Genomic DNA, 19,116 nt, shown 5'->3' with positions numbered 1-19,116 from the left:
AGCCGACCGCCTCGCCCCGGTTGATCCGGTCGCGGGCCTCCTTGAGCGGCTTCAGCATCCCGTAGCTGTCGCGGACGCTGGTGATGCCGTATTTGAGTTGGAGTTGGGCGCCCTCGATGGCGAGGTCGGTAAAGCGGTCCTGGTACCGCGCCATGCTCTCGAGCCCGGAGTAGAGCGACAAATGAACGTTGGTATCGATGAACCCGGGCACGAGATAGCGCCCGGCGGCCTCGATGATCCGGGCCCCTTTGGGAATCGCCACTTGGGCGCGGGGGCCAACGGCCGCGATCCGGCCGGAGCGGACCAGCACGACGGCGTCGGCCACCGGAGGCCCGCCGTTGCCATCGATCAGGGTGGCGCCGACGATGGCAAGCGTGGAGTCGGCCCGCTGGGCGGCGACGGGGAGGGAGAGCGACAGGAGCAATACCGCGACGGCGCCGGGCACACGCATGGGAGGTTCGCCAATGGAATGGAGGTGGGCGAGGCAGGCCAGGCCGAGGCCCGTACGGGATCGGTTCAATCTACGGCCAAACGATGGTTCGGCGAATGCCCTCGCATTGGGCCACTAGCCGGTTTGGTGCGACCCGCGAGGGCGATATCTTTGGGTCGGCCGCAGCCATCGACTTCCCGGGTGTAGAACCGCCTGCCTCAATCTACGCCCAAATGATGGCTCGGCGAGTGCTCCGGACGCACCGGGCCTCCGCTTCCCAAGTCGCGACCGCGCCTCCATGTTGAAGGGCGGCCGCGCGGCCGCAAACCAAGGTCACTCGTGGCCCCACTGGGGGGCCTCAGGGCGACCCCTTCGGCTTCGCCTCGGGAACCCGCCGGAACTCCGCCGTCCCCGCCATGTCGAGCAACACCGATTCCACTTTGCCCGACCCCCCGATCCGAAACGTCACCGGCACCGGCGGCAGCACCGGCGTATCGAACTTGGCCCGGAACGACTCCAGGTGATAATGCTCGAGCTCCGATTTCCAGTTCGGCCCGAACATCAGGCTCAGCTTGCCGGCCTCTTCCCGGATCACGATCTCACCGTAGAGTGAATCGGCGTACGTTCCGGCGTACGCCGACAGGGGCAACGAAGGCTTGGTCCCGGTCAAGTGCCCCGACTCGGCCTTCTTCTGGGCCACTAGGCCCCGGGCCCGCTGGGACTCGAGCCGCTTGAATCCGTCGCCGGCCCAATCCTTCATCGGCGCGCCGAGCTGGTGGTCGAACACCCGGTGGAGGATCGCCTGCGGCAGGCCGCTCCCGTTCTGGCTGGTCAGGATCACCACGCCAAACCGGTTTTCCGGCAGCATGCCGACCAGGGCGCTGAATCCGTCGACGTTGCCACCGTGGTGGACCATCATCCGGCCCCGGTAATCCTCCAGGAACCAGCCGAGGCCATAGGCCTGCAAATGGGTATCGGGGTTGTTGGCCCGGGCGGCCGAGTCGGTCCGGATGACGGTCTGGGCCTGGTGCATCTCGTCGGCGGAGCGCGGGGAGATCAGCGACTTCCCGCCGTAGCTTCCGCGGCCCAGTTGGAGACGGACCCACTGCGCCATCTCGACCGCGTTCGAGTTGATCGATCCGGCCGGCCCGGCGTTGTCGATATCCCGCCAGGGAATGACGCGGACCGTGTCGTTCACCGTCGCGTGGGGCGAGGACACGTTCGGCTGGCCGCGCACGTCCCGGATGCTGGTGGTGCTGGCGGTCATGCCGAGTGGGGTGAAGATCCGGTCGCGAACGAAATCGTCCCAGGTGCGGCCCGAAACCTTCGCCACCACTTGGCCGGCGGTGATGTACATGATGTTCTGGTAGCCGAATTGCGACCGGAACGACCAGGACGGGGTCAGGAACCGAACCCGCCGAACGATCTCGTCCCGGTCGAAGCCGGACCCGTACCAGGCCAACTCGCCGCGGGCGAGGCCGCTCCGATGGCTCAAGAGGTCACGCACGGTGAGTTCCCGGGTGGCGTACGGGTCGTGGAGCTGGAAGCCCGGAAGGTAGAGCGCCGGATTGGCGTCGAGCGAAACCTTCTTCTCGTCCACCAGCATCGCGACGGCCGCGGCGGTGAAGGCCTTCGACGCGGAGCCGATCGCGAAAATCGTCCGCTCGTCAACCCGGTCGGGGCGACCGAGTTCGCGAACGCCATAGCCCTTGGCATAGATCACGGAGTCGTTCCGGACCACCGCCAGGCCCAGGCCGGGCACTTGCCACGTCCGCATGGCGGCTTCGACGTAGGCGTCGAGGCCGGCCCAAGGTTCCTTGGCCTGGGCGGCGGCCCGAGTCGGGGCCGCTCCAGCGACCAGCGCGAACAGGACGATCGTCGGGCGACGGCATGACACGAGGGACATCGGTATCTCCAGGGGGGCAAGCCAGATGCAACATAACCGGGCCGCGGCGGGTTTTCCGGCCCGGGGCAGCAGAGCCCCGAGCGGGTGGCGCACCGGCTCGATCCACCAGGGCGGCTCCATGTAGGTAAATCCGTTCCCTGCTGCCATTGCCGAACAGAACGCGCGCTCCGCCGCCGACCACTGGCCCCGCCTGGCGGCGAGTTCGCCCGTCAACGAGTGCGCCGCCACCGCGACGATACCCTTGGCGATCGCCGAGTAGTTCCCATCGGCCCGGCAGACTCCCGGCCGAACGGGGGATCGCTCGGCCGGTTACCCAGGCTACTTGCCGTCGAGTTCCGCTTGGGTTTTGATGATCCTCCCGACGATTCCGTAGGCCACCGCCTCCTCGGCGGTCAACCAAAAATTGCGGTGGGTATCGCCTTCGATCCGCTCGAGGGGCTGGCCGGTTTGTTTGGCAAAGATCCGGTTCAGCCGGTCGCGCATCCGAATGATCTCGCGAGCCTCGATTTCCATGTCGGAGGCGCTGCCGCCGGTGCCACCGGCCGGCTGATGGAGGAGGAACCTGGTGTTGGGGAGGCAATAGCGGTCCTCCCGCGGCACCGCGACGTAGATCAGGGCCCCGGCACTCGCCACCCACCCGGTCCCGACGACCCGGACTCTCGGGGTGATGAACCGGATCAGGTCGTGGATATTGTCCCCGGACTCGACGTGGCCGCCCGGGCTGTTGACGAAGAGGGTAATCGGATCGGACGATTCGGCGGCAAGCGCCAGGAATTGTCCGGTAATGACCGCCGCGAGGCGTTGGTTGATCTCGCCCGCAATGATCACGGTCCGGGTCCGAAACAGGCGCTCGGAAATGAGGTCGGGTCGGCGTTCGGGGCTGGTGGGTTCTTCCATGGCAATCTCACGGGTTGGGAGCGGTCCGGGGTCCAGGGGCCCCGATCAAGTCAAGGAAAGTTACCGGGGCCACCCGGTCAAAGGGGAGCGGGCCGCGATCCTTGCGTTGTCCAGACCACCGAGGGCAACTTCCCCGGCCACCGCCGTTCACCGCCCCAACCCCGAGGCTTCGATGCGCCCGTTCCAACTCCTGACCGCTCTGGCTCTCCTCCCGTGGGCGGCCAGCCCCCTCGTCGCCCAGAAGTTCATCCCCCAATCGGCCCTCATTGCCATGGTGGAGATTCACAAGGCCTCCCTGCTCAAGTACATCGATGCCGCCCCGGACTCGATGCTTGGCTTTCGGCCCACTAAGGGCGTCCGGAACTTCGCGGAGCAGATCGAGCATACCGCGGCGGGCGACGCGTTCATCGCCCACTCAGCGATCACCGGATCGCAGAAAGTGCCTGCCTTCGGCGACTCGGCGGTCTACCTCCACAGCAAGCCTGCCCTTCGGGCGTTTGGCGTGGCGGCCATGGATCACACCATCCAAATGCTCCGAGGCGTGAGCGATGCCGCGATGACCGAGGAGATCGTCCAATTCGGCAAGAAGCTTCCCCGGTATCGGGCGCTGATGGAGTTACTGGACCACTTCCCGTGGACCCTGGGGCAGACTGTGCCATACCTCCGGATGAATGGCGTGACCCCTCCGGAATACACTCCGTTCTAAGGCCGGCGTCACCTCGGCCCGGGCAATGCCCGCGGCGGCCAACACGGTTTCATCGGTTGCGTCGCCAAGCAGACGGGGATGCCGGTCCTCCAAACGCGCCACCGCGCCCGCGCCGGTTTCGATGACCACCACCGCTTGGCCCTGCTGCTCGAGATCGCGGACGACCTGTTCACCAACCCGGCCGTAGCCACACACGATGTAGTGCCCCGTGAGTTTGCCGATCCTGCGTTCCATGCGCCACCCGTCTTACATTGCGGGTCGACGGAGGAGACCTATGGCAGCGAGTTCCACCGACCAACATCGACCTCAATCGCTCGGCGAAGAGATCGCCAACAGCGTGAGCCACGGGGTCGGGTTTCTGGCGGCGTTGGTGGCGCTGCCGGTGCTCGTCATCGGTGCCGTGCCCCACGGCGCCGCCGCCGTGGTCGGCGCGGTGATCTTCGCCGCAACCGCCGCACTCCTCTACCTCACCTCGACGCTCTATCATGCCCTCGCCCCAACGCGGGCCAAACGGCTGTTTCAGATCTTCGATCACGGCGCGATCTACCTCCTCATTGCCGGGACCTATACCCCGTTCACGCTCGGCGTCCTGCGGGGAGCCTGGGGCTGGACCCTCTTCGGACTGATCTGGGCCCTCGCGGTGGCCGGCGTCGTGATCAAATCAGTCGGCGAAATTCGCCTCCACCGGCTCTCGACCGCCTTGTACCTTGCGATGGGCTGGCTGATCCTGATCGCCGCGAAGCCGCTCTCCGAGCGGGTGCCCGGTTGGGGACTATTCTGGTTGGTGGCCGGCGGCGTGGCTTACACGGCGGGCGTCGGGTTCTACGCCGCCGACCGGCTCCGCTACGGCCATTTCGTCTGGCATTTGTTCGTCCTGGCCGGCACCGCCTGCCACTTCGTAGCCGTGTTGTACTACGCGACATAGAGGAACCGAAGATCATGGTGTGGCCGCCTCCTGACCGCATCCCGACCGATCGGCTGGTCCTGCATCGGTGGCAACCGGAGCACGCCCGGCTGTTGAAGGCCGCGATCGACGCGAACCTCGGACACCTCCAAGCCTGGATGCCGTGGGCAGCGGCCGAGCCGACGGAACTACCGGAGCTCTGCCTCCGCTTGGCCCAGTTCAGCGCCGACTTCGACGCCGGGGCCCGCTGGCTCTACGGCGTCTTTCCGCCCGACGAGACTGCGGTGCTCGGCGGCCTCGGCTTGCATCCCACGCCCGACGGAGTGGAACTCGGCTACTGGCTCCGCTCCGACGTAACCGGCATGGGCTACCTCACCGAGGCCGCCCGGGCCGCCCTCGACCTGCCCGGCATGGTCGAGGTCGTGATCCGCTGCGACCCCCTGAACACCCGGAGCGCGGCCGTGGCCGAGCGACTCGGCTTTCGTCACACGACCACCCTCGTCGGCAATTCCACCACGCCGTCCGGCGCACCCCGGGACACGATGATCTGGCAGCTTTCCCAGCAACCGACAACGACATGACTCAACCCTCCCGACTGTTCGCCAACCCCGAGGTATCCCTCGAGCGCCGGGCGGACGGGACCATCCGTCTTTGTTGCCCGACACCGCTCGGGACCCCGGCCCGCGCCGTCGGCACGTGGCTCGAACACTGGGCCTTGGTCGCACCCGACCGATTGTTTCTCCAGGAACGGGGCTCCGATGGATTGTGGACCGGCCCCACCTACGCAGAAGCCCGCGATCGCGTCGAGCGGATTGCCACGTGGCTCCTCCGTCACGGCCTCTCCGCCGAGCGACCCGTCGCCATCTTATCGGACAACAGCGTCGAGCACGCCCTGCTCAGCCTCGCGGCCATGCAAGCCGGGATTCCGGTTGCCCCGGTCTCGCCGGCGTACTCGACCCAGTCCCGGGATTTCGCCAAGCTCCGAAGCATCCTCGATCAGGCGGAGCCCGGTGTGATCTACGTCGCGGACCACGTTCGCTATGGCCCGGCCTTGGCCGCCATCCGCGCCGACCGGAACCCGGTGGTGGTCTCGGGCTCGGCGCGAGACCGGTTGGACGGTGTCGTCCCCTTCGAGGAGTTGACCCGCGAACTCGATTCCGCGGCGGTGGCCGAGCGGTTTGGTCGCATCGGGCCTGACACCATCGCCAAATTTCTCTTTACCTCGGGGTCAACCGGCAGCCCAAAGGCCGTCATCAACACCCAATTGATGCTCACCGCCAACCAACAAGCGCGGGCCCAGCTCTGGCCCTTTCTCGCCACCAATCCGCCGGTCATCGTCGACTGGTTGCCGTGGTCCCACACCTTTGGCGGCAACCACAACTTCAACGTGGTGCTCTGCCACGGTGGCACGTTGTACCTCGACGGCGGACGGCCGGCCGCCGGGCTGTTCGACCAGACCGTCACCAATCTGAAGAGTGTCGCGCCCACCATCTATTTCAGCGTGCCCCGCGGCTACGACATGCTGGTGGCCGCTCTCAGGGCCGACCCGGAACTCCGCCGGAGCTTCTTCAGCCGGCTCGAGATAGTGTTCTACGCCGCCGCCGCCCTGCCACCGCACCTCTGGGACGCGCTCACCACCCTGGCCGTCGAGACGGTCGGGCGCCCGGTGGTGCTTACCTCCTCCTGGGGTTCGACCGAAACCGCGCCCCTCGCCGTCGACTGCAACTTCCAAGCGACCCAATCCGGCGTGATCGGCCTTCCGGTTCCCGGGACCCAACTCAAGCTCGTGCCGAACGGCGGCAAGCTCGAAGTCCGGGTTCGGGGTCCGAACGTCACCCCGGGATACTGGAAACGCCCCGACCTGACCGCCGCGCATTTCGACGAAGAGGGCTTCTATCGGATCGGCGACGCTGTCCGGTTCGTCGACCCGACGCGGCCGGAGCAAGGTCTGTTATTCGACGGACGAGTCGCCGAAGATTTCAAACTCGACAGCGGCACTTGGGTCAACGTCGGCATGCTGCGGGTCAAAGCCATTGCCGCGCTCGCCCCGGTGGCCCAGGACATCGTGGTCACCGGGCACGACCGGCCGGCAATCGGATTCCTGGTGTTCCCTAACGTGGCAGCCTGCCGCCACCTGGCCTCGGCAGCCGCGGCGGACTCGTCAATCGAAACCCTCCTCGCCGATCCGGCCGTCCGGGCGGCGGTCCACCGGGGACTCGAGAACCTCCGCGCCGAGGGAGCCGGCACGTCGGGGTACGCGACCCGGGCCCTGTTGCTGTCCGAACCGCCTTCGATCGACCACGGCGAGATCACTGACAAAGGGTACCTCAATCAGCGGGCGGTGCTCACCGCCCGAGCCGGGCTCGTCACCTCGTTGCATCGTGATGATGATCCCCGAGTGATCGACCTCACTGACCGACAGGCCTGACACCGTGCAAACCCGCTTAACTGCGCTATTCGGCATCCGGCATCCGATCGTCTGTGCCCCAATGGCATTGGTCACCGGCGGCAGGCTGGCGGCCGCCGTGGCGGATGCGGGAGGCCTCGGCATCGTCGGCGGCGGATATGCCGGCCTGCTCGGCGGCGAACCCGACTTGGCTACGGAATTGGCGATGGTCGCCGGACGGCCCTTCGGAGTCGGGTTCATTACCTGGGCGTTGGCGCGGGCGCCGGCGGCCCTCGACCAAGCGCTCGAACGGGCGCCGCGCTGTGTCTTCTTGTCGTTTGGAGACCCCCGCCCCTTTGCCGAAGTCATCCGGCAACGCGGCGCCAAGCTGATTTGCCAGGTCCAGACACTCCGCCACGTCGATGAGGCGCTCGAGGCCGGCGCATCGGTCATCGTGGCCCAGGGCACTGAGGCCGGCGGCCACGGCGCCCAGCGCTCGACCCTTCCGTTCGTTCCCGAGGTGGCGGACTATTTGACCCGGCATTCGCCCGCCACCGTGCTGCTCGCCGCGGGCGGCATTGCCGACGGCAGAGGCCTGGCCGCCGCCCTGATGCTCGGCGCCGATGGCGTGGTCGTCGGCACTCGTTTCTGGGCCTCGGCCGAAGCCCTGACGCCGGCCGCGTTCACCAACCGAGCCGAGCGGGCCACCGGCGACGACACGGTCCGGACCAAATCGATCGACCGGCTTCGCGGCACACCGTGGCCCGACGAATTTTCGTTTCGGGTCCTGACCAACAAGCTCACCGAGCAATGGGCCGACCGGGAGACGGAAGCGGCCGCGGCGTTCGGGAGCCTGACCGCGGCCTACGCCGACGCCCGGAGCCGGCAGGACCTCGACATGGTGGTAACCGTAGCCGGTGAGTGCGTTGGCCTGATCCACGACCGGCCGACGGCCCGCGCCATCATCGACGCCATGGTGGCGGAAGCCCGGGCCGCGTTGCTTCGGGGAGCCACGCTGCCCACCCCCGCAATCCTGGCCCATCCGGTGTGACCCAGACCGCCGACCCTCCCGTGCCGCCTCCGCGCGAAACCTGGCATGACCGCGCCGCCGAAGCCGTACTGGCCGGGCTCAGGTCCGCGCCCACCGGATTGTCGGCCGAGGAGGCTCGATCGTCGGCTTTTGCGGTGCTGGTCTTTGCCGAGTTGTTCCGTTCCTTCGGCGCCAGGAGCGAGAGCAAGCCGGTCTGGCGGATCCCGTTGTTTTCAAACCGCAACCTCGTCCTGGTCGTGGCCATCTCGTTTGGACTCCAGATCCTGAGCCAGCACAACGCGACGTTAGGCCATTTCCTGAAAGCATCGAGCATGACGTTGGGCCATGGCCTTCTACTGCTGGGGTTGGGTGCTATTCCGCTGCTCGGGCTCGAGGCGGCCAAGGTGATTCGGGCCCGGCGGCGGCAACCAGCCGAGTCGCTCTCCCCCAAGGCCCGAGGCGCAACCTAACGTCGCAGGTCCTGGACCGCCCGGTAGGCGTGATCGATGGCGGCATCGGTGTAAGAGTAGGCGCCCGCGTCGGCGTTGGCGAAGGCAATCCGGCCAAACCGGACTCGCGCCGCCTCACAGGGCGTGGGCTTGCCTTCGAACCAGAAATCATCGTACAGCGAATTGTATTGGTAGGCGTAGCCGTGGGGCCAGCGATTGACCGTGATGCCGAGGATATCCCGGGCCGGGTCGAACCCGCCGGCGCCTAAAACTCGGCCGAGCTGGTCGCGGATCTTCCGCTCAATCGTCGGGAAGGGCGTCGAGAACAGCTCCGTGCGTCCCAGTCGGTGTTGCTCGCGAATCGGGTGCCCCGGCTTGCACATCGCTTTTGCCAGGTGGAGCACCACCGGATCGGTGGGTTGTCTCGAGTGGTGGTACCCGCCGACGCTCACCGGCAGATCGAGCCGGGCCTCGGTGTGCCATCCGCCGGGCGCCGAGATCCCACTGAGACCGAGCTTCTGGAATGAGGTCCAATTCCGGATCAGGACGTTGGTGTAGACCAGCGGAATCTTGATCGCGAACGCGAGCGCCTCCTTCTGCTTCGCTGGGAGCTCCGGACAGAGATACGGAATGGTGGCGTGCCAGCACGCCAACACCACCGACCGGCTGCTGACCGTGACCGGCTTGCCGGCAGCCACGTAGGTGACTTCAACGCGCGAGCCGGTGGCGCCCTCATGCCGGACTCGAACCACCGGACTGTTGAGCCGGATCCGAACCGAGTTGGCCGACCGGTCCAGGCGCCCGTAGTCCGCCCGCGCCGTCACCACATCCTCGGCTGAGGTCCCCGGGATCGAACCGGGAATCAACCGGCGGACCAGGAGCCGGGCGATGGTGGCGTTGCCGTCGGGAAAGTGACAGAAGAACCGCTCCGCTTCCTCGGTGGTCTGGGCGTCGTAGTTCTGCCCCGGTCCCGGTGCCGGCCCGAGCTGGAGGCCGGCAAAGCCCGGGAGCCCGAGTCCGTACGCATCCTGCGCCGGGACCACGTCGATCCCGGCCCCGAACAGGCCGTGGGGCACGGTTTGGTAGAGCGCGACGACACCCGGGTCGAGGCCGAGGACGCGGGTCAGGTAGTCGGCATAGCTGACCCGGGCGAGCCGGGCCCGGATGTCGGATTCCGAGAGCCCCGGGTAGGGGTCGAACCGGTCGGTCGTTAGGCGCCTGAGATCCCGCCTGGCAGCCTCGGAAATCGGCGCGGCGGCGGCAAACCCGTCGCTCCCAGGCGCTCCGAACACCAGTTTGTCGGTCCCGTAAGTTTCGCGGTCGAAGAACGTGGCCCCCCGGAGCCCGAGGCCCCGGTAGAGCCCGGCGTCGTGATACGTCGCGTACCGGCCGACATCGATGCCAAGCTCCCGGAGCAGCCCTTTTGCCACTGGGCTATAGGGCAGCGGGCTCTCGATCGAGAAGGTGCCGCCATAGCCCAGAAAGGTCCGGCCCTCGTGGGTGAATTCATTCCGCTTGGCGTGTCCGCCAAAATCGTCGTGGTTATCGAGGATCAGAATCCGGGCGGACGGCTGCGCCTGGCGGTAATAGTGGGCCGCCGCGAGTCCACTGATCCCGGCGCCCACCACCACGAGATCGTATCGCTCCCCAGTCGAGGCCGGTGCGGGGGCGGTGGACCAGAGAGTGCCATCCCTGAGCGAGTGGAAGGCTTCATAGGCGCCGGCGTGGGCGCCTCGGAGCCCCGTCAGGGCGGGCGGGTAGCTCGGGACCTCCTGCGAAGCCTGGAGCAGACTGGGAAGGGCCATGGCTCCACCCACCCCGACCGCGACCCCATCGAGAAAATCCCGACGGGAAATCGGCCGGTCCATCCCCAGCTCGCGCTCGTCGCTCATGGGTTGAGTCTAGACCGGCGGACGGCCATCAAACAACCCCCGGCGGAGTCCGAAGACCCCGCCGGCGGGTTGTGGTAAGGGAACGGGACGAGCGATCCCTTGTCTACTCGTCCTGGTCGTCGACGATCCGCGGAGTCACGAGGATGATCAGATCTTTCCGGTTTTCGGTGTTCGACGTGAAGCTGAACAGGCTGCCCAGAAGCGGAAGGCTCGAAAGCAACGGAATGCCGGTCTTGGAACGAGTCACAGTCGTGACGGTCAGGCCGCCGATGACGGCCGTTTCGCCGTCGCCCACCAAGATTTCGTTCTTGGTGTTCTGCTTGTCGATGATGAAGCCGAGGTCGGCCGCCGACAAGGTCTTGACCGCCGAACGCTCGGTCTCGATCTGAAGAACGATCTGCCGGTTGTTGGTGACGTGCGGCGTCACGTTCAACTTGATACCGACTTCTTTGAACTGCACCGTGGCGCGGGGAGCCTGGCCGGCACCGCCACCGAGGGTGCTCGCGTCAACCACCCGGATCGGGATTTCTTCCCCGACCAGCAAGGACGCCTTCTTGTTGTCCTTGGTGGTGATCACCGGTTCGGTTTGGACGTCCGTCAGGTCGATCCGCTCGAGCGCCGAGAGGAAGCTGGTCAGCGAGAAGCGGCCCAGGGCGACCGAGTAGGTCAGGTCGAGCGCCGTCGAAGGAATGAAGGCGTCCGCGTTGGCTACCGCCGAGATCGAACGCCCGCCCAGGTCCACGATATTGATACCCGGCAAGTACGGCTCGCCGTCCTTGTTCGGGTCGGGGCGCTGGAGGACCTTGTTATAGAACTGTTGTCCGGTGGCCAGATCGTACTTGAAGCCGAGTTGCTCGACGTCGGTTCGATCAACGAAGATGATCTTGGCCTGGATCGCGATTTGGGGCGGCCGGATATCGAGGCCGCGGACAAAATCCACCAGCCCGGGAATGGCCGAGCGGGAATCGCTAATGATCAGCGAGTTGGTGCCGGTATCGGCCACCACGCTGGCCCGCTTCGACACGATCGCCTTGACGGTCCCGACCAGATCGCCGGCACTGGCATAGTTGATCTTGATGACGGCGGTTTCCCGGGGCTCGAGCGAGTCGATCGCCGCGAGGGTCTCGGGCGCATCGACCCGGAGAATTCCGCCGTCGACTTCCTGGACCGACAACCCGTAGGCGCCGAGAATCGCCTTGAAGGCGTCCGGCCACGGTTTATCGTGGATTTCGGCGGTGATCTTGACGTCGATCGACTTGCCCAGGATGATCGAGCGGCCGCTGATCGCCTGGAACCCCGCGATGACGTCCTGAATGTTGGCGTTGTCCCAGCTGACGGTGAGCCGGGGCTCTTGCCGCTGCTGGTTGGTCGTCATAGCGGCGCCGGTCCGGGTGAGCCGCCGTTCGGCGGCCGGTCCGGCAGCCTCGTTGGATTGCTCCGCAGCGGGCTCGACGATGTCGACCTTGGGCTCGGCCTTGGACAGCGCATTAGCCACGACGAAGCCGGCCTCCGGCGGCACGATCGAGCCGGTCGACCACGCCATGAAAGCCTGGTCGGCGCCGAAGCTCACCCGGATGCCGTCGTCTTCCTGCGTCACGGTGTAGGGCTTCAGCTTGTCCATGACCAGGACGACACGAACGGTGGTCTTGTCGGTCTGGCGGACCCGCATGCCGACCACGCCAGCCCGATTGACGCCGTCATAGTTGGGCGTAAAGGCCGGGGGAAGGACGGCGCCTTGGACGTCGATGACGATCCGGGCCGGATCGGCCAGGGTCATATCGGTGACCGACAGGGCACCCTTGATCTGCACCACCAGTTCGGCCCGGCCGGGGGCGGAGACCAGGCGTACGGCCCGGACTTCACCATCGGTCGGCTCGGCACGCCGCGCACTCGGGGCGGCCACGAGCGACAGGAACGCCGTCGCCACCAGGGACCAGGGACTCAAGGTCATGGGGTTTCCTCCACCTTACGAAGCGACACGGCTTCTTGCCGTTCAACACCAAAATCGTCAATCGCGAAGGTCACATCTTTGGGGCGGATCGTCGTGACCCGCATCCGTCCGAGCCGGTCGCCCGGCCGGAGGGTGTACTTCTTGCCGGCGATTTTCTCGCGCATCACCACCACGCTGGCACTCGGATTCCGAGTGTCGTAGTAGATCGCGACCAACCGCAGATCCGGGAGTTCCGGCCCCGCTATGGTGTTGGACGGCAGGAAGACGAAGGGATCGCGGCTCCCGCCGGCATATGAGAAACTCTCGCGGCCTTCCATCGAGTTGGGGTCGTCGGTGGCCCCGGGCGTCGCCGAATCGGCGGGCGCCACGGCCACCGAGGCGGACTCCGCCGGCGCTACCGGCTGTGCGGTCAAAGCGGCCGAGTTGGTGGCTGGCTTGGCGACCGTCAGGGCGCCCTGCTCGACCTCCGCTTCCTCGCTGCCGCCGCACCCGGTGACGACAAGCGTCACCGCGACGAAGAGCGAGAGGACCGTCTTAGTTGCCACCCTGCCCTCCTTCTGGGGTGGCCGGGCCACCCTTCACGTACGTCCGGATCTGGAACTTGGCTTCGAGCATGGCTTCGTTGTCGTCGCCTAACGCTTTGGCCTGAGCCGGCGGCGCCGACAGCACCGTCACATCGTATGGCACAATGATCCGCCGCAGACTGGCGATGTCGGACAGGAACTCGCCGATCTGGTCGTACCGGCCAATGACCGAGAGCTTGTACGCATAGGTATCGAACGGCGCCGGACCGGCCACGACCGGCTGCGGTACGACTTCGGCCAGGTTGACGCCCCAGATCTTCGCCCGCGTCGAAATATCGTCGAGCAGGTTCGGGACTTCATTCCGCTCCGGCACCAGTTGGCGGAGGATGGTCAACGTTCCGCGGTGCGACTCGATCTTGTTCTTGAGATCTTCGATGGTGCCCCGCGCCAGGTCACGCTTGACGCTGTCGGTCTGGGCCTCGAGGAAATTGATCGAGTCCTGAACCGACTTGATCTGTTCCTTCTTGACCGCCACACCTTCGACGCCGATTTGCTTCACGACTTCGCCGGAGTAGAACATGTATCCGACCATACCGGCCATCAGCAGGCCGATCATCGGCGCCGCCTTGGGATTGTCGAGCAACGCCATGGTTCAATCCTCCTTCTGCGCGACGGTCGTCGGCTTGGCCGGCGGCGCCGGATCGGCGCCCGTCGCTTCGGCCCGGGGGCCGGCAGCGGAGGGGGTTGGCTGGTAGTAGGTCGCCTTGAGGACAAACGCCGTCACTGCCCGATTCTGGTCCAACACGGTGTTGGCCGAGATCGCGGTCACATCCTTCAAGTAGGGCGAGTCTTCAAGCTGGCGAATCAACCGGGTGTAGCCTTGGATATCGACCGTGCGGCCCTTGATATCCACCTGCACCGGGGGCGCTTCGATGACCTTCTGGGTCGTGTCGGTAACCGGATCCGGGGCACTCGCGACGTACTGGACGTCGGTGAGCCACGTGAACGGCGGAACGGCCCGGGCCACTTCATCGAAAATCCGGGGCCAGACGTACCGATCGCCGTCGACCGTCCGGATCGTGGCGATCTGGGCTCGAATGGAATCGCGAACCGATTCGAGGTGCCGCTTCTCGCCGAGGAACGCCCGGAATCGCTGATTCTCGGCGCGGGCCTGTTCCAGTTTGGGCTCGAGATTCGAAAGCTCGTTGCCGGTGGCCAGCTGGGTCATCCCGACATAGCCAAGCCAGGCGACGCTCGCGGCCAGGGCACCGAGACGGTACGGATCATTGATCTTCTGCCCGGCGCTCTTGAGGTGCGCCCCAATCGCCGCCATCGGCGACGCGTTCTTGGCGCGCTTGTGCCCGGGATTGAGATTGATAGTAATCATCGAAGTCTGTTGCCTCCTTCTTCGGTCACGCCGCCTGCCGCAAGGCAAGGCCGACGGGCAGCATGAGCAGCGGCGCCACTTCATCCACGTTCATCGAATCAAACACCCCATCGGCCACTTGGATCCGCTCGAGCGGGTTCGCCAACTGCACCGGCATCTTGAGCCGTTCACCGAGCACCTTGGCCAGACCGGGAATCCGAGCGCCGCCACCGGAGAGGAACAACCGGCTCGACGCCTGGAGGAACCCGGCGGCTCGTTCCACCCCGACCGCCAACTCCTCGCCCCGGCTCAGCAAGAATGGGGTCAGAATGTCGGAGGCTTCGAAACCTTGGAGCAGCTTGTGCGCCTCATCGGACGACAGACCGCGTTCCCGCTGGAGATCCTCGCGGAACCGCCGGGTGCCCAGCGGCAGATCGCGGGTCAGCACCGGAACCCCGTCGTCGAGGATGTTCACGTTGGTGATTTCGTGGCCGATATTGACCAGACCGACGATGCCCTTCATGGCATCGGGATAGTTGATTTCGAAGGCATTGTGGAGCGCGAAGGCATCGACGTCGATGACCGATGGCTCGATCCCGATGTCTTTCAACAGCGACACCTTGGTTGCGACCAATTCCCGCTTGGCCGCCACCAGGAGCACCGACATCTGCAGACCCTCGGCCTCAGGATCGAGGATCTGGAAGTCGAGTTCGACGTTGTCCATGTCGAACGGCACGTGCTGCTCCGCTTCCCAGCGGATCAGTTCGCGGGCTTCGCTTTCCTTCATCCGGTCCATCGGAATCTTCTTGATGATCACGTCCCGGCCACCGACCGCGGTGACGACGTTCTTGGGCTTGATGCCAAGCTCCTGGAACAAGCCGCGAACCGCCTCCGCGACGATCCCTGGATCCATGACTTCGCCCTCGACGATCGCGTCGTCAACCAGCGCTCGCATGCCCACCTTGGAGAGAATCGGCTCGCCGGACCCATGCGAGACCACCACCATCTTGATGAGTCCGCTCCCGATGTCGAGGCCGACCGTGGTCCTATTGCGGTTGAAAAATCCCATACTTCGCACCGGTGCCAAAATAGTTGACGGTTTGGCTTCAGGAGCACAACGTTTTGTCAGGCACGTGACATTTTCTGAGTCACGGCATCCAAATTCTTTTGCTGCAACGGTTTGAAGGTATCATCAGGGATTTTGTACCGACCGAAATTCCGCGCTCTGGAACCTCGCCAGAATGCTATGTACAAGCAACGCCTATGCCAAGCCTAACGCCTTCTGATGTTCCTGGCATTGCAATACGTAAACCGAACAAAGACAACGCATTACAATCTAGATCTCGAGCACCTTACGAGACTTGCACCGAGCCAGCCGTCGCAAAATTTCGCAAAGTTCCCGGTGGCTTGAGCGAACCGCTACTGAAATCGGCGGACCCGATACCGCCGAATCAAAATTGGTCGCTTAAGCGGATCGCCCAGCGCCGCGCCATCTTGAACCAACCACCCTCGAACCGCCCGGGCAAGCGGGCGGCCGCTTTGGTCGGCCACGATCCCAGCCGCCGACATCAGCCAGAGGCCGGGGGCGAGGTGTTCCACCTCCCCGGGACCCACCGAATCCCGAAACCCGATCGGCTGGGCTCGAACCGAATCCAGCCACGACCGGCTCCGCATCTCAGTGAGGGCGTGGCTGGCAGCTGCCTCGGCCTTGACGGTCTGGAACGCCTGGCGACCCGCAGTGATCTCAACCGATGCGACTGGCGCCGCCACCCCGATGGCGAGGAACACGGAGAACAAGACCCCAAGCGCCACGATCATCATGGCCGGTTCTCGAATCGGACCGACATGCTCAGGCTGTCGAACCCGACCGGACCTCGTCCCGCCCCGAGGCCGAGGTCTCGTTTCGTCATAACCCGGAGCTCGACATCGGCACCGCAAAGGGACGCCAGAGAACCGGCCATTCCGCCGCAGTCCCATCCAGAAATTTGAAGACCGGTCGGGCCGGCCAGGTTGCTCGCGACCGGCTGAATCGAAGCCCCGGCGGAAAGCCCCTCGATCCCGAATTGCCAGAGGGTCCCGGCACCGTAGATCCGGGCCCCGACCGTCTCCACCAGCCGGGCCACCACCGGGCTCCTGAGCCGCCGCCGAGCCACGGTTCCAGAATCAAGGCTGGTGGTGAACCGGTCGCCGGGGGCACCGGAGGGGCAAGTGCCGACGTACGGGCCCGCCAGCAACGGCACCGGGACCCAAGCGTCGATGCCCGCGGCCGAGTCGCCTGGGGCATACAGAAGCAGGCTATCGCGACCGGCCACCGGCCGGCGAGCGACCCATCGGACCAAGCGAGTGGACGCAATGACCACCGTATCGGGCACCAGCCGGCAAACCGAGACCAACCCACGGTCGGCACGGTAGGTGACCGCGCCCGCCGTCAGGGTCCCGAGGTCCGGCCCGGCAACCGAGTCACTGCCGAACGAAGCCCAGTCGAACCGAATCACGCCCCAGACGGCCCGGGCCGCGACCTCGGCCCCAACCCGCTCGACCCGGTTCCGGAGCACCGCGGTGACGGTGGCCGAGGCGCCGAGCACCAGCGACCCGAGGAAGGCCGCCGCCACCATCGCCACCAAGAGCTCGAGGAGCGTCACGCCCCGCCGGCCGGCTACCGGCATGGGAACCCCGTCACGATGGTGTCGATCAGCCGCCGCCCGGCCGCCATGCCTCGGACCTCGAGAACCACTTCGACATGAACCGAGTCCGGCCGAACCGACCAGTCGAGATCGATCCCATCGGGTGTCGTCCGGCTGGCCGACGGCGGCGGAACACAATTCGGCGCCGCCTGACGGTAGTCCCGTTCCAATCGGGTCAGTTCGCGCTCGGCGGCCGTGGCCATGAGGGTCCACCGGCGGCCGTGGGCGGCGGCCTGGCTAGTGGTAACCGTCAGACGGGCAAGCAGAGCGAGCCCGACGGTCAGTACGACCAGGGCGAACATCACATCGAGGAGAGTAAATCCGGCGCGATTAATAGCCATGGGAACAAGCTCATGGCAGGGAGTCCTGCAGTGGTAACCAATTGAACGCCAACCGGAGCCAATCGCCGCGAATCGGGCGACTGGGGTGACTCAGGCGAGGCCGTACCGACGGAGTTTGTAGAACAAGGTCCGAAGACTGATTCGGAGCAACCGAGCGGCCTCCCGTCGGGTCCCCCCGCAAGCGGCTAACGCCCGGAGGATGATCTCCCGCTCGAAGGCCTCGACCTGCGGCTTCAGCGCAAACTCACTCGCCGCGCCGTTCTGTCCCGACTTCCCGGCGCTGGCCAAGATCGGGAAATCGGTCCGATCGAGTTTGCCGGTTTGGCTGAGCACCGCGGCTCGTTCGACGACTTGACGGAGTTCCCGCACGTTGCCGGGCCAGGAGTAGGCCACCAGGGCCGCCATGGCTTGGGGGCTGATACTGATCGGGCGGCCAGTCTTGGCCGCGACTTGCTGAAGAAAATGCGCCACCAGCGCCGGGATGTCGTCCCGCCGTTCGCGGAGCGAGGGGAGGTCGAGCGTGGTCATCCCGAGGCGCTGGGCCAATTCCGGGCGGAGTTTGCCTTCATCGATCAGCCGGCCCAGCTGGGCCTCGGCCGTCGCCATCAACCTGACGTCGGTGTCGACCAAGACGGCGAGGCCCCCGGACTTGCCGTTCCCATTCGGGGCCAGGCGCGACACCAGGTAGCTCTGGCTTTCGCTGGTGAGCTGCTCGATGTCTTCGAGCAGCAGGGTACCCCGGCTGGCCGATCGCCACACACTGGTCGGGTCGCCGGGGTCCTGGGTCTCGGGGCCGCCCCCGGCCGAGAAGAAATCAGGGGTAGCGTGGCAATCGATGGCGACGAACGCCCCGTCACCGCGGCGGCTGAAGCGGTGCATGGCCCGGGCGAGGAGCGCCTTGCCGGTGCCCCGCTCGCCGGTGATCAGCACGGCTTGGTCCGAGGCGGCGGCGCGGGCCGCCACTTCGAGAATGGTCCGCATCTTGGGGTCTTTGGCCACCAGCATCGGCTCGAGCCCGCGGGAGCCGATGGTGGCGCGGAGGGTGGCCGCCTCGTGCCGGAGCCGCTCCCGTTCGTCGGTCTGGCGGAGGGCCATCAGAATCTCTTCAGGCAAGGCCGGCGTCCGGAGGAACCCATCGGCTCCTTCCCGGAGCGCGGCACCCGCGCTGGCAGATTCGGAGGGGCCGCCGCAGACCAAAACGACGCCGGTACCGCCGCCGCTCCGATAGCGGCGGAGGAAGTTGAGGCCGCCATCGGCGGGGAAGGCCAGATCGCAGAGGATCGTCCGGATCCCAGAGGCCTGGGCTTCGAGCAGGGCGGCCTCGGGATCGCGCCAGGCAATCACCTCGTAGCCGACGTCTTCCAAGTAAGGCGCGATCGTATGCTTCAGCGATCCGTCGGCATCGAGCAGGAGCACTCTCATCCGTCGAGTCCCTTCAACGCCCAAAACCGCCCGGGGAAGACCCAGAGCGGCTGAGCAGAGACGATGGCGCCGGCCCAGGCAGGAGCGTCAGGAGCAGACAACCACACCATCGATCGCGCTCGGTGCGCCACCACCGACTCGGACCGTACACTCGTCCAGGGTCGAGGTGATCGTACTGTTGGTCACGGTGGCCGTGAAGCCGCTGGCCGCGCCGGTGGCGGCGCCGAT

General features: G+C 66.2%; 20 protein-coding genes. 6 read left to right on the top strand and 14 right to left on the bottom strand.

Annotated features, from left to right (window positions below; genetic code table 11):
• The 3 genes from EXR94_14495 to EXR94_14485 all read right to left on the bottom strand — a co-directional run.
• Positions 1 to 451, bottom strand: a 451-nt coding sequence (locus EXR94_14495) for a hydrolase (GenBank protein ID MSR03925.1), incomplete at its 3' end; no start/stop codon positions are given.
• 337 nt (positions 452 to 788) lie between these two features.
• Positions 789 to 2,564, bottom strand: coding sequence for a serine hydrolase (locus tag EXR94_14490; GenBank protein ID MSR03924.1), 1,776 nt, complete (start codon positions 2,562 to 2,564; stop codon positions 789 to 791).
• A 90-nt stretch (positions 2,565 to 2,654) separates the two neighbouring features.
• Positions 2,655 to 3,233 carry an ATP-dependent Clp protease proteolytic subunit gene (locus tag EXR94_14485; GenBank protein ID MSR03923.1) on the bottom strand — a complete coding sequence of 193 codons (579 nt, stop codon included), beginning with the start codon at positions 3,231 to 3,233 and terminating at the stop codon, positions 2,655 to 2,657.
• On the opposite strand from EXR94_14485, the gene EXR94_14480 reads away from it, so the two are divergent.
• Positions 3,121 to 3,939 (top strand): DinB family protein, encoded by an 819-nt coding sequence (locus tag EXR94_14480; protein ID MSR03922.1) that lies wholly within the window; start codon positions 3,121 to 3,123, stop codon positions 3,937 to 3,939. The genes EXR94_14485 and EXR94_14480 overlap by 113 nt on opposite strands.
• Here EXR94_14480 and EXR94_14475 read toward each other — a convergent pair.
• Positions 3,850 to 4,173 (bottom strand): hypothetical protein, encoded by a 324-nt coding sequence (locus EXR94_14475; protein ID MSR03921.1) that lies wholly within the window; start codon positions 4,171 to 4,173, stop codon positions 3,850 to 3,852. The genes EXR94_14480 and EXR94_14475 overlap by 90 nt on opposite strands.
• A 40-nt stretch (positions 4,174 to 4,213) precedes the next feature.
• Between EXR94_14475 and EXR94_14470 the strand changes: the two genes are divergently transcribed.
• The 5 genes from EXR94_14470 to EXR94_14450 are packed head-to-tail and all read left to right on the top strand — an operon-like array spanning position 4,214 to position 8,729.
• Positions 4,214 to 4,864 (top strand): hemolysin III family protein, encoded by a 651-nt coding sequence (locus tag EXR94_14470; GenBank protein MSR03920.1) that lies wholly within the window; start codon positions 4,214 to 4,216, stop codon positions 4,862 to 4,864.
• Positions 4,865 to 4,878: 14 nt separating this feature from the next.
• Positions 4,879 to 5,424, top strand: coding sequence for an N-acetyltransferase (locus EXR94_14465; GenBank protein ID MSR03919.1), 546 nt, complete (start codon positions 4,879 to 4,881; stop codon positions 5,422 to 5,424).
• A complete protein-coding gene (locus EXR94_14460) occupies positions 5,421 to 7,271 on the top strand; it encodes a feruloyl-CoA synthase (GenBank protein ID MSR03918.1) in 1,851 nt (616 codons plus the stop codon). Before EXR94_14465 ends, EXR94_14460 begins: the two co-directional genes overlap by 4 nt.
• Before the next feature lie 4 nt (positions 7,272 to 7,275).
• The gene (locus EXR94_14455) at positions 7,276 to 8,280 is read left to right on the top strand and encodes a nitronate monooxygenase (GenBank protein MSR03917.1); all 1,005 of its coding nucleotides are present in this window, start codon (positions 7,276 to 7,278) and stop codon (positions 8,278 to 8,280) included.
• Entirely contained in the window at positions 8,151 to 8,729 is a 579-nt protein-coding gene (locus EXR94_14450) for a hypothetical protein (GenBank protein ID MSR03916.1), read from the top strand. The genes EXR94_14455 and EXR94_14450 overlap by 130 nt, the downstream gene beginning before the upstream one ends.
• Here the strand turns inward: EXR94_14450 and EXR94_14445 are convergent.
• From EXR94_14445 to EXR94_14400, 10 genes are all read right to left on the bottom strand, one after another.
• Complete coding sequence (locus EXR94_14445) at positions 8,726 to 10,576, bottom strand: NAD(P)/FAD-dependent oxidoreductase (protein ID MSR03915.1); 1,851 nt, start codon at positions 10,574 to 10,576, stop codon at positions 8,726 to 8,728. The two genes, EXR94_14450 and EXR94_14445, sit on opposite strands and share 4 nt — an antisense overlap.
• A gap of 127 nt (positions 10,577 to 10,703) precedes the next feature.
• Complete coding sequence (locus tag EXR94_14440) at positions 10,704 to 12,551, bottom strand: type IV pilus secretin family protein (GenBank protein ID MSR03914.1); 1,848 nt, start codon at positions 12,549 to 12,551, stop codon at positions 10,704 to 10,706.
• Positions 12,548 to 13,096, bottom strand: a complete 549-nt coding sequence (locus tag EXR94_14435; protein ID MSR03913.1) for a hypothetical protein — start codon at positions 13,094 to 13,096, stop codon at positions 12,548 to 12,550. The genes EXR94_14440 and EXR94_14435 overlap by 4 nt, the downstream gene beginning before the upstream one ends.
• A complete protein-coding gene (locus tag EXR94_14430; GenBank protein MSR03912.1) occupies positions 13,086 to 13,724 on the bottom strand; it encodes a hypothetical protein in 639 nt (212 codons plus the stop codon). The genes EXR94_14435 and EXR94_14430 overlap by 11 nt, the downstream gene beginning before the upstream one ends.
• 3 nt (positions 13,725 to 13,727) lie before the next feature.
• Entirely contained in the window at positions 13,728 to 14,546 is an 819-nt protein-coding gene (locus tag EXR94_14425) for a hypothetical protein (GenBank protein ID MSR03911.1), read from the bottom strand.
• Positions 14,488 to 15,519 carry a type IV pilus assembly protein PilM gene (gene pilM, locus EXR94_14420; GenBank protein ID MSR03910.1) on the bottom strand — a complete coding sequence of 344 codons (1,032 nt, stop codon included), beginning with the start codon at positions 15,517 to 15,519 and terminating at the stop codon, positions 14,488 to 14,490. The genes EXR94_14425 and pilM overlap by 59 nt, the downstream gene beginning before the upstream one ends.
• Positions 15,520 to 15,860: 341 nt before the next feature.
• Positions 15,861 to 16,262: a hypothetical protein gene (locus EXR94_14415; protein ID MSR03909.1), complete on the bottom strand. Its 402-nt coding sequence runs from the start codon at positions 16,260 to 16,262 to the stop codon at positions 15,861 to 15,863.
• On the bottom strand, positions 16,259 to 17,107 hold the full coding sequence (locus EXR94_14410; protein MSR03908.1) for a prepilin-type N-terminal cleavage/methylation domain-containing protein: 849 nt from the start codon (positions 17,105 to 17,107) through the stop codon (positions 16,259 to 16,261). The genes EXR94_14415 and EXR94_14410 overlap by 4 nt, the downstream gene beginning before the upstream one ends.
• Complete coding sequence (locus tag EXR94_14405) at positions 17,098 to 17,466, bottom strand: hypothetical protein (GenBank protein MSR03907.1); 369 nt, start codon at positions 17,464 to 17,466, stop codon at positions 17,098 to 17,100. The genes EXR94_14410 and EXR94_14405 overlap by 10 nt, the downstream gene beginning before the upstream one ends.
• A gap of 90 nt (positions 17,467 to 17,556) precedes the next feature.
• Positions 17,557 to 18,888 (bottom strand): sigma-54-dependent Fis family transcriptional regulator, encoded by a 1,332-nt coding sequence (locus EXR94_14400; protein MSR03906.1) that lies wholly within the window; start codon positions 18,886 to 18,888, stop codon positions 17,557 to 17,559.
• Between the last annotated feature and the right edge of the window lie 228 nt (positions 18,889 to 19,116).

It is taken from the genome of Gemmatimonadota bacterium (assembly GCA_009692115.1).
Taxonomy (GTDB): Bacteria; Gemmatimonadota; Gemmatimonadetes; order Gemmatimonadales; family GWC2-71-9; genus SHZU01.
Note: the sequence above shows the minus strand (reverse complement) of the source record. Positions and strands in the feature narration are given on the sequence as shown.